The organism is Pedobacter segetis, from assembly GCF_016623585.1.
GTDB classification, from domain to species: Bacteria; Bacteroidota; Bacteroidia; order Sphingobacteriales; family Sphingobacteriaceae; genus Pseudopedobacter; species Pseudopedobacter segetis.
In genome coordinates this window covers 1-11,432 of sequence record NZ_JAEHFY010000038.1, presented here as the reverse complement: position 1 = coordinate 11,432, position 11,432 = coordinate 1, and the positions used below count along the sequence as shown (strand labels likewise).

9 protein-coding genes are annotated in these 11,432 nt (G+C 36.7%); 8 read left to right on the top strand and 1 reads right to left on the bottom strand.

Going from position 1 to position 11,432, the window contains the following annotated elements; translation table 11 throughout:
* Window positions 1-513 precede the first annotated feature (513 nt).
* The 8 genes from I5M32_RS16290 (at window position 514) to I5M32_RS16255 (ending at window position 9,271) form a co-directional block, all read left to right on the top strand.
* A complete protein-coding gene (locus I5M32_RS16290; protein ID WP_200588204.1) occupies window positions 514-927 on the top strand; it encodes a cytochrome c maturation protein CcmE domain-containing protein in 414 nt (137 codons plus the stop codon).
* Between the two features lie 8 nt (window positions 928-935).
* Complete coding sequence (gene ccsA / locus I5M32_RS16285; RefSeq protein WP_200588203.1) at window positions 936-3,380, top strand: cytochrome c biogenesis protein CcsA; 2,445 nt, start codon at window positions 936-938, stop codon at window positions 3,378-3,380.
* Window positions 3,377-4,168, top strand: a complete 792-nt coding sequence (locus tag I5M32_RS16280) for a Rossmann-like and DUF2520 domain-containing protein (protein WP_200588202.1) — start codon at window positions 3,377-3,379, stop codon at window positions 4,166-4,168. Before ccsA ends, I5M32_RS16280 begins: the two co-directional genes overlap by 4 nt.
* A 20-nt stretch (window positions 4,169-4,188) precedes the next feature.
* A complete protein-coding gene (locus I5M32_RS16275) occupies window positions 4,189-4,521 on the top strand; it encodes a 2Fe-2S iron-sulfur cluster-binding protein (RefSeq protein WP_200588201.1) in 333 nt (110 codons plus the stop codon).
* Window positions 4,522-4,531: 10 nt separating this feature from the next.
* On the top strand, window positions 4,532-4,774 hold the full coding sequence (iscX, locus tag I5M32_RS16270; RefSeq protein WP_200588200.1) for a Fe-S cluster assembly protein IscX: 243 nt from the start codon (window positions 4,532-4,534) through the stop codon (window positions 4,772-4,774).
* 273 nt (window positions 4,775-5,047) lie between these two features.
* On the top strand, window positions 5,048-6,013 hold the full coding sequence (locus I5M32_RS16265) for a YpdA family putative bacillithiol disulfide reductase (protein WP_200588199.1): 966 nt from the start codon (window positions 5,048-5,050) through the stop codon (window positions 6,011-6,013).
* 74 nt (window positions 6,014-6,087) lie between these two features.
* Window positions 6,088-6,669, top strand: coding sequence for a 2,3-bisphosphoglycerate-dependent phosphoglycerate mutase (locus tag I5M32_RS16260; protein ID WP_200588198.1), 582 nt, complete (start codon window positions 6,088-6,090; stop codon window positions 6,667-6,669).
* A gap of 427 nt (window positions 6,670-7,096) precedes the next feature.
* A complete protein-coding gene (locus I5M32_RS16255) occupies window positions 7,097-9,271 on the top strand; it encodes a TonB-dependent receptor (RefSeq protein ID WP_200588196.1) in 2,175 nt (724 codons plus the stop codon).
* Between the two features lie 224 nt (window positions 9,272-9,495).
* Here the strand turns inward: I5M32_RS16255 and I5M32_RS16250 are convergent, their stop codons facing one another.
* Window positions 9,496-11,277, bottom strand: a complete 1,782-nt coding sequence (locus I5M32_RS16250; RefSeq protein WP_200588194.1) for an acyl-CoA dehydrogenase family protein — start codon at window positions 11,275-11,277, stop codon at window positions 9,496-9,498.
* Window positions 11,278-11,432 lie beyond the last annotated feature (155 nt).

Here is an 11,432-nt window from a genome sequence, read left to right as displayed (position 1 = left end):
AATAGGTTTCCATTCTATGTGGTTAATTGCTTGTGAGATGCTGAAATAAATCCAGCATGACAAAACGTTTTAATTATTCATGCCGTCATGTAGAGGATAAGAGACATCAAAAAATATGTTTTCATTATAATGCTAATCCAAATCGGACTTTCATTGTGATTTTTCATTATCATTCAACATGCCTCGAATAGGATCTGATTTTTGATTTTAACTAAACATTTTTTGGGTTAAGGATTGAAGCGGCACCCCGGATTGGCCGCTTTTTTTGCGGACAAACGGAGTATAGCGTAAAGCCTGACCCCGATTTTTCATCGGGGAACCTCCTACTTAAATTATAAGAAATTCATAATCTGTTTGATCAAAAATATGATCTGGATAATAAAAGGGTTGTAATTTTGTTATTAAAGGAAAGTTGTTTAGAATAATTCTTAATAAATAACAATCTTGTTATAATACATTCTTACCATTAGGGTTTTGTATTTTTGCAGAATTAATTATCCAATGTAAACAATCATGAAAAAAAGTTCGATTATTGGAATGATCATCATCGCAATTGCCATTGGGGTAATTGTGAGTACATATGCAGATAGCAGTACTTATGGTTCTTTTGCAGATGCTAAGGAAACACAAAAAGAGCTTCACATTGTAGGTAAACTTAATAAATCTAAAGAAATGGTTTACAACCCACAGAAAGATGCAAATTATTTTTCTTTTTATATGGTTGATAATAAGGGAAAAGAATGCAAAGTTGAGTTTACTGGGACAAAACCGCAAGATTTTGAAAAGTCGGAACAAATTGTTTTGACGGGTAAAATGGCGCAAGGTACTTTCCAGGCCGATAAAATTTTAATGAAATGCCCTTCTAAATATACGCAAGATAAGATAGAGGTTACAGAAGCTAAAGCCAATAAACAGGCTAAAATTTAATATTTTTAATGGATATACATTACGCAGGCGAACACCTGTTACCGGGTAAACTCGGTCAGCTATTTATTGTTCTCTCTTTTGGAACTTCTTTAATAGCCCTGTTTAGCTATTATTTTGCTACTACAACCAAAGATAAACTAGATTTATCTTGGAACAGGTTGGGAAGGTTGGCCTATCGCCTAAACCTTGTTTCTGTGATCGGTATTGGTGCGTGTTTGTTCTACATCATTTATAACCATCTTTTCGAGTACCATTATGCCTGGGCGCACTCCTCTAAAACATTGCCTGTTTATTATATCGTATCTTGTTTTTGGGAAGGGCAAGAAGGCAGTTTTTGGCTCTGGACATTTTGGGAAGCTGTGCTAGGCTGTATTGTGATCTACAAAGCAAAATCTTGGGAAAACAGCGTGATGACTATCATTTCCCTCTCGCAAGTGTTTTTGGCAACCATGATCATTGGCGTAGAAGTTTTTGGTGCAAAAATAGGCTCTTCTCCTTTTATTTTGTTAAGGCAAGCAATAGAAGCCCCAATATTTTCTAGGGCAGACTATTTAAGTTTGATACAAGACGGTAACGGATTAAACCCCTTATTACAAAATTATTGGATGGTTATACACCCACCAACATTGTTTTTGGGTTTTGCGTCTATGGTAGTTCCTTTTGCTTATGGCATTGCTGCTTTATGGCAAAAAAGATATGCCGATTGGGTAAAACCCGCTTTACCTTGGGCCTTGTTTGCGGTTATGGTATTGGGTACCGGAATTATTATGGGCTCTTTTTGGGCTTATGAGGCTTTAAATTTTGGTGGTTTTTGGGCTTGGGATCCAGTAGAAAACGCTTCTATTATCCCTTGGCTTACACTGATCGCGGGTGTACACGTAATGATCGCCTATAAAAACTCCGGCCATTCTTATTTTACGGCCATTTTCTTGATCATCATCAGTTTTATTTTGGTGCTTTACGCTTCGTTTTTAACCCGAAGTGGGATTTTAGGCGACACTTCTGTACACGCATTTACAGATTTGGGCATGAGCGGGCAATTGTTGATCTATATGTTTGCCTTCATTATTTTGGCGGCGGTACTCATCATCATCAATTGGAAACATTTACCGATCACCAAAAAAGACGAGGATACCTATTCTAGGGAATTTTGGCTGTTTATTGGTGCCATTGTTTTGGTTGTTTCTTGTATCCAAATTATCGCTACCACTTCAATACCGGTTTATAACAAGATTTTTGGGACATCAATTGCGCCTCCCACAAATATTATCCAACATTATAATAAATGGCAAATCGCTTTTGCTTTTGCGATAGCTACCATTTCTGCCTTTTCTCAATTTTTGAAATATAAGAAAACCGATGTCCGTAAGTTTTTAATAAGCTTGGTAGTTTCTTTTGTGATGGCAATTTTATTAACCGCAGTTGTGGTTTACATAACAGAGATTTACCATAATGTAATGTACGTTTTACTAACATGGGCGGCCATATTCTCTATCCTTTGCAACGCAAAGGTTTTAAGCGAGGCTTTTAAAGGGAAATGGAAATTATCTGGATCGGCAGTAGCGCATATTGGTTTTGCTTTTATTTTGATCGGGGCTTTAATTGCCGCTGCAAATAATAAAGTGATCTCTTTAAACAATACCGGTATTGGTTTTGGCGATGAATTTGCCAAGAACAACAACCCTCGTGAAAACATCATTCTCTATAAAAATGAGCCCACAAAAATGGCCGAATATACGGTTACTTATAAGGGCGACTCTACATCTGGTGTAAACACCTATTACAAGGTTAATTATAAAGTGATCGATGCGGATGGGAAAGTGAAAGAGAATTTTAACCTTTATCCAAACGCACAACAAAACGCTAAAATGAAGCAAATCATTGCTTCGCCAGATACCAAGCATTATTTATTGCATGATGTTTATACACATGTTAGCAGTGTGCCGTTAAAAGATGATGGGCATGATGACCATGAAGGCCATTCTGATGATGAAAATTATAACAAGCCTATTGTACATGAAGTTTCTGTTGGTGATACGGTAAGGTTTAGGGAAGGTTTTTTGGTGGTAAAATCGCTCAATAAAAATGCCACCATCAAAGATATAACCTTAGATAAAGGCGACGTTGCCATTGGCATGAATATAGAAGTTGATGCCAACAATGCTAAATACCAAGCCGAGCCCATTTTCTTGATCAAGGGAAATACAAAGGTAGATTTTGGTAAAAAAGTAGATGAAGCAGGGCTTAAATTGAGGTTTACCAATGTGCTGCCCGCAAAGGATAAATTAGAGTTAACGGTTTATGAGAAACCGAAGGAAGATAAAAAAGATTGGATCGTATTAAAAGCCATCACATTCCCTTACATCAATTTATTTTGGGGAGGAACCATCATCATGGTCATAGGTTTCTTATTATCTATCTTTAGAAGGGCAAAAGAATCCAAAAGATCATGAAAGTAGCCATTCTTGGTGCTGGCAATGTGGCAACACATTTAGCCAAGGCATTGATAAAAGCTGGTTATCCGGTTAAGCAGGTTTGGAGCCGTCATCATCAGAACGCCGTTGATCTGGCCTTGCAAATTGGGGCAAACTCTATCCAAGAAATTGCCGACTTAAGTAAGCAGATTGATGTGGTGATCATTGCGGTAAAAGATGATGCCATTGAAAGCATCGCTGCCAAAGTACCACCATCTAATCAACCAAGGTTAGTTTTACATACCTCGGGTTCTACCAATATATCAGTTTTAGAAAAGCATAACCAAAATTGCGGGGTTTTATACCCCTTGCAAACATTTTCTAAACATGCTGATCTAGATTTTAGTAACGTTCCGCTTTTAGTTGAAGCCAATCATCAACAAGCAGAAGAACAATTGATGCTGTTGGCAAAAAAACTGTCAAAAACTGTAGAGAAAGTAAATTCTGAAAACAGGATGAGAATTCATGTTTCTGCGGTTTTTGCCTGTAATTTTACCAATCATTTTTATGCCATTGCAGAAAAATTGATAGCAGAAACAAATTTAGATTTAGATTTGATAAGGCCTTTGATCTTAGAAACCGCCCAAAAGGCGATGCTTAACTCTCCCCAAATTGCGCAAACAGGCCCTGCAAGGCGAAATGACGAATTAACTATCAACAAACATTTAGATTTGTTAAAGAACAATCCCCCGCTTCAAAATTTATATGCCATTGTAAGTCAAGACATAGTAAAAATGTACCAAACCCCTCATTTGAGCCATAAATAATTTACTACTTTTGCCATCGCATGAATATTTATAAAGTCAAGATAAATTTTGAGGAAAAAGGCCATGAAACGATAGAACTCCCTATTGCAGAAGGAGAATCGGTTTTGGATGTTTGCCTTGATAATGGTATAGAATTACAGCATAATTGTGGTGGCGTTTGCGGATGTAGTACCTGCCATGTTTATGTGAACAAGGGCGAAGACCATATCCAAGAAATATCAGATAAAGAAGAAGATTTTATTGATCGGGCAGTAAACCCAAAAATAAGTTCGAGATTGGGCTGCCAATGCGTATTGATAGATGGAGATTTAGAAATAACCATCCCAGATCAATCTCAATTCCTCGGACATTAAACCCAAAAACATGAATCAAGATAAATTTGCACTTCCCATCCATTGGAACGATTATGAAGATATAGCCATGGGATTATATGAAAAATTTGGCGATGGGTACGGAGAATCTAAGATTTACCGTGTACGCTTTACAGATATGATGGATTGGGTTTTAGCCTTGCCCCATTTTAAAGGCACCAAAGAAGAATGTAACGAAGGCCATTTAGAGCAAATACAATCTGCTTGGGTGTACGAGTGGCGAGATAATCAATAATAAAAAGAATTTTAAAAAAAATCCGCTACAAGGCGGTTTTTTTGTTTAATGCTAAATTTGGTTTGTCAATTAATCGGTTGTTAATTTTTTGAAAAGCAAGGCTGGTGCAAAATAAATTCCGATAGTCTGGTTTTACGTTCATACTGCACAGGCATTAGCCACAGGCCGGTATCCACTTCACCCCAGTTTAGAAACATCAGTAATCGCAAAAAACTTAAAATTTCTATCCTACCAAAACATTTTTATTCATTTTAAACTTATTATAATCAAGAAATGGAACAATACGATATAATAATAATTGGAGCCGGGCCAATAGGTTTAACCTGTGGTATAAAAGCTAAACAGGCCGGGCTTTCTTATCTTATATTAGAAAAAGGTTGTTTGGTAAATTCGCTTTACAACTATCCGCAAAACATGACTTTCTTTTCTACCTCAGAAAAGTTAGAGATTGGAGGTGTTCCGTTTGTATCAAATAGCCCCAAACCAACCAGGGAAGAAGCTTTAGAATATTATAGAAGGGTAGCCCTAAAATTTGGCTTAAAGATCAATCTGTTTGAAGGTGTACAAAATTTGGCTTATCATGTTGAAAAATATCAAATCCAAACTTCTAAGACAAACTACTTTGCAAAGAATATCATCATTTCAACAGGCTTTTATGATATGCCCGCCCTAATGAATATCCCTGGCGAGGAATTGCCAAAAGTAAAGCACTATTACAAAAACCCACATTTTTACGCCATGCAAAAAGTAGTGGTGGTTGGCGCAAGTAACTCTTCGGTTGATGCTGCTTTAGAATGTTATAGAAAAGGGGCAGAGGTTACGATGGTTATCCGTGGCGAAAAAATTAATGATCGGGTAAAGTATTGGGTGCGGCCAGATATTATCAACAGAATTGAAGAAGGGAGCATAAAAGCCTATTTTAATTCTTCTTTAACAAAAGTTGAGCGGCAAAACGTAGAGATAGAAACTCCTGAAGGGAAAATCTTTCTTGAAAATGATTTTGTTTTAGCCTTAACGGGTTATGAACCTAATTTTGATTTCTTAGAAAAAATGGGCGTAAAATTGAGCAATGATGAATTGAAATATCCTCAGCACAACCCCTTAACAATGGAAACCAACCAAAAAGGGATTTATTTAGCAGGCGTGGTTTGCGGTGGGATGGATACCCATCTATGGTTCATAGAAAACTCAAGAATCCATGCCGATTTGATCATCAATGATATTTTAGGAAAGAAATAGGTTTTAAAATATCTGAGTTTCATTTGCTTTTTAAAATAAGATCTTGGTATGGTATTTAATCTTAATCAAGTGTTATGAGAAACAAATTAATATTGCTCCGCCACGGGCAATCTGTTTATAATTTAGAAAACAGGTTTACTGGTTGGCGAGACGTAGATCTGAGTGAAAAAGGAATACAGGAAGCTAAGGCTGCCGCAGAAAAACTAAAGTCGCAAAAAATTGATCAGGTATATACTTCTATTTTAATTAGGGCAAAACATACTTATCAAATAATTGAAGATATTGATGGATTGCAGAACGTACCACTAAAAGAAGATAAGGCATTAAACGAACGCAAGTATGGCGACTTAGAAGGACTGAATAAAGCAGATATAGCAGAAAAATTTGGAGAAGAACAAGTTCATATCTGGAGACGCTCTTTTGATATACCCCCACCAAACGGAGAAAGCCTAAAAGACACCTATTATCGGGTTATCCCTTACTTTAAATCTGATATTAAAAAAGATTTAGATAAAGGGTTAAATATTTTGGTAGTTGCCCATGGAAACAGTTTGAGGGCTTTGGTAATGTATTTAGATAATCTATCCAAAGAAGAAATCGTAGAAAAAGAAATTGCTACGGGTGTTCCCATTATTTATGATTGGCCGGTTAAATAAGGTCCAAGGGTCTTAATGAATTTAGCCATCTAAGGCCTCTAAATATTTTTTAATCGCTATCTTCACATATTGAAGATCCTTACAGTCATATTTACTATTTATATATTCGCTTTAGCTGCCATTCCATGCTTTAGCAAATATGATGATTGCTGTTACCCCACAACTAAAACAGAGCAAAAATCGGTATGCTGCTCGCCTTTCTTTTCTTGCAACAGTTGTTTTGGGCTTGCAATAGCAAAACAACATCAAGGCATTGTAATACCATTTGCGCTAGCAACAAAACAATTTATTTCTAAAAATATCTACACCCAATCAGATTTTCATTATAGTATTTGGCAACCTCCACAACTTTTAGATGTACTGGCATAGCCGAATATTCTTAACAACATCTATATGATGTTAACCATTTAATATTTTAATTATCATCATGAAAAAAATGATTTGGCTACTAATAGTGGCTTTATATACGTCTGCGTCTTATGCGCAAAATAATCTTAAGGCAATTGTAAAGAGTGAAGAAAACAAAGAACCTTTAATTGGGGTAAGCATAGTTTTTGAGGGTTTAAAAATTGCAGCAACCACCAATACACACGGATACGTAGCATTCAATAATATCCCTAGTGGCATTCAAAATATTACTTTTAGTTCTGTTGGATATAAAACTTTAACAAAAACATTGGAATTTCCACTCATCAATCAAGATACCATCAGCATTATTTTAATACCCGCTGGAGAAGAATTGGAAGATGTAGTAGTTTCTTCTACCAGGAGTAGTGGTTTGGTCTCAAATATGGCTACAAGAATGGAGGTTTTAAATCCTGAGGAGCTAGAAGAAAAGGTAAACATGAAACCTGGCGATATACGGATGCTTTTGAACGAAACAACAGGTATTTCTACCCAGCAAACATCTGCAATCACAGCAAATGCAAGCATCAGGATACAAGGGTTGGACGGTAGATATACCCAAATCTTGAAAGATGGTTTTCCTTTATACGCCGGTTTTTCTGGCGGTTTAAGTTTGCTGCAAACACCACCATTAGATTTACAACAGGTAGAAATCATCAAAGGGAGTGCATCTACACTTTATGGCGGTGGAGCAATAGCAGGCCTGGTAAACTTGATTTCGAAAACACCTAAAGAAGAACGGGAGCTTGACATTTTAATAAACGGTACAACCGCAGGAGGCCTAGATATGAATGGTTTTTATGCTCAAAAATTCAATAAAATTGGGTTGACCGTTTTTGCTTCCCGCAATAGTAGCTTAGCTTATGATCCATCAAATATTGGTTTTACGGCCATCCCAAAATTTGAGCGTTATGTATTTAACCCAAAGCTGTTTGTTTATTTTAACGATAAAACGACTTTAAATTTTGGTTTAAATACAGGTTTTGAAGATCGTATTGGCGGAGATATAAGTTATATTGATGATAAACCAAACAATAGCGAAGCTTATTTTGAGCGTAATAAAACAAATCGTATTTCTTCCCAATTGGCAATCGTACATCAAATAAATGAACATGAAATTATAACTTTAAAAAACAGCATCAGCTATTTTGATCGCGATTTAAAATTGCAAAACTATACCTTTAACGGAAAACAAAACTCTTCGTTTACAGAGTTTGTTTATGATATAAAAAAGAATTTTTCTGAATGGAACATGGGTTTAAATATCATAACAGATAAATTTACGGAACCTGCCCAACAAAATGTGGTACAAAGAGATTATGATCAGAATACTTTTGGCGCATTTCTGCAAAACACAATAAAACCAACCGATTGGATTACATTAGAGACAGGTTTGCGTGGTGATTACGTTTCAGATTATGGCTTTAACCTTTTACCAAGGATTTCTTCCCTTTTCAAGATTTCCCCCAAATTTAGATCTAGGATTGGCGGAGGATTTAGTTACAAAGCACCGACCGTTTTCACGGAGGAAGCAGAGCAAATTCAGTTTCAAAACGTTTTACCAATTGATAAAAAACTTACCAAAACAGAAAAATCTGTTGGTGGTAACTTAGATATTACCTATCGCACAGGTTTATTTAGTAATCAAGTTTCATTTACCGTAAACCAGCTTTTTTTCTATACCTATTTGAGTAAACCATTGCAGTTAATGGCTGGTAATTTTGGGAAGTTTAATTTTGTTAACGCAAACGGACATTTAGATAGTAAAGGCTTAGAAACCAATGCCAAAATAAGCTATAAAGATTTTAAACTGTTTCTAGGCTATACTTTTACCGATACCAAAGAGCATCTCAATGGGATAAAGAACGATTTTAGGCTAACACCTAAGCATAGGATAAATAATGTTTTGATGTATGAGGTTGAAGAGAAATGGAAATTGGGCTTAGAGGCCTATTATTTTTCTAAACAAAAACTGTCTGACGGAAAAACAGGAAAACCTTATTGGCTGACAGGTTTCTTAGTGGAAAAGATATGGGACAAATTTTCGCTTTTTATTAATTTCGAGAATTTTGGCAATACCCGCCAAACCAAGTTTGATACCATTTATACAGGTAGTAAAACAAACCCAACTTTTAGGGATATTTATGCTCCCTTAGATGGTTTTGTGGTTAACGGTGGCTTAAAATTGAAATTATAATGGCCAAGATTTTTTGATAAAATACAAAAATGGTTTGTTTAGCAAGGCTTCGTCATCTTGCACTTAGACGTTTATTATAAAAGCGGCTTTAATTAGTAATGAGAACACATATCAATAAATAAATAAAAACCTAAAATCTAAACCAAATAAAAAAGCCGTTCAAATCTAGTTTGAACGGCTTTTTTAGTATGATGCTGAAATAAATTCAGCATGACAAACTCAATTTAATAACAATACTTATTCGCTTCAATCAATTGCTTAGCAACCCTTTGGCGGGCATCTTTAATATTGAAAGGTGCAACTTTTGTAAACCGGCGTAAACCCATCAGCATCATGTTCAACTCATCGCCTTCGGCAAAAGAATTTAGGGCTTCTTTACCTGCCATATAAGTTTTATCAACTGCTGTTTGCAGGTAAATCCGCATCATATCCAATTGGCCTTTACAAGCTTCCTCTCCACGTAGATTCACCAATTTTTGCACACGTAAAATGGTTGATTCTGCCACATAAACCGAACCGATGATATCGGCAATGTTCATTAATATTTCCTGCTCTTTAGAAAGTGTCATCATCAGTTTTTGCACTGCCGAACCAGCAATCATCAAACCTGCTTTCTTTAGATTGGCTAATGTTTTTAATTCTGCGGCAAATAAAGAATCGTCTTCATCGCCAAATTCTGGTATCGACATTAACTCGCCTGCAACGGCTGTGGCTGGGGTGATTAAATCCAACTCGCCTTTCATCGCTCTTTTCAAAAGCATATCCACAATCAGCAAACGGTTGATTTCATTAGTTCCCTCAAAAATACGATTGATGCGGCTATCACGATAAGCTCTGTCCATGGGCGCATCGGCACTAAAACCCATTCCGCCGTAAACCTGAACGCCTTCATCCACAATATAATCCAACACTTCAGAACCCCAAACTTTAATAATGGCACACTCTACGGCAAATTGCTCTGTTGATTTTAATTTGGCTTTCGCCGATTCCGTTCCGCCGGCCACCAGTTGCTCATAGGCATCATCAATGTTTTGCCCGGCCCGGTATGCTGCACTTTCTACGGCAAAATTACGGGTTGCCATTTCTGCCAGCTTATAACGGATAGCACCAAATTTTGAAATGTTCAATCCAAACTGCACACGTTCGTTAGCATAATTGATGGCCTGATCCAACACTTTTCTTGAAGAACCAATGGCTGCGGCCCCTAATTTTATACGCCCGATATTCAGGATATTTACCGCTATTTTGAAACCGTTCTCGCGTTCTGACAATAAATTTTCTTTTGGCACCGGACAATCGTTAAAAAAAACCTGACGGGTTGATGAACCTTTGATCCCCATTTTATGTTCTTCGGGATTCATGGTAATGCCACCAAATGCTTTCTCCACAATAAATGCGGATAGGTTTTTATCGTCATCAATCTTGGCGAACACGATGAAAATATCGGCGAAGCCACCATTGGTGATCCACATTTTTTGCCCGTTAATGATATAATGCGTTCCTTCAGCATTTAAAACAGCTTTGGTTTTGCCGGAATTGGCATCAGAACCGGCATTGGGCTCGGTTAAGCAATAGCTTGCTTTCCATTCGCCAGAAGCTAATTTTGGGATATATTTATCTTTTTGCTCCTGATTTCCATAATACAAAATCGGTAAAGTACCAATCCCGGTATGTGCAGAAAGTGCTACGGCAAATGAATGGCCGGCACCAATGGCATCGGTAACCAACATAGAGGTATTGAAATTTTTTCCAAAACCGCCATATTCTTCGGGGATAGAAACGGCCAAAAGCCCCAGTTCTCCGGCTTTATCCATCAAAGATTCCATCAAACCTTCTTCTTGTTTATCTATCCTATCTAAATTTGGAAAAACCTCTGCCGCCAAAAAATCCTCACAGGTCTTTTGGATCATTAACTGTTCTTCGTCGAACTCTTCAGGGATAAATACATCCTGATAATTGGTTTCGGAGATGATGAACTCTCCTCCTTTTGTTGATTTTTTTTCCATTTTTTAAAAGTATTGAGTAGAGCGTATTGAGTATTGAGATGACTTGCTTACGCCCTTGTATATTTTTTTTGCATTGTGTAGAGCGTATTGAGTATTGAGATGACTTGCTTACGCCCTTGTATATTTTTTTTGCATTGTGTAGAGCGTATTGAGTA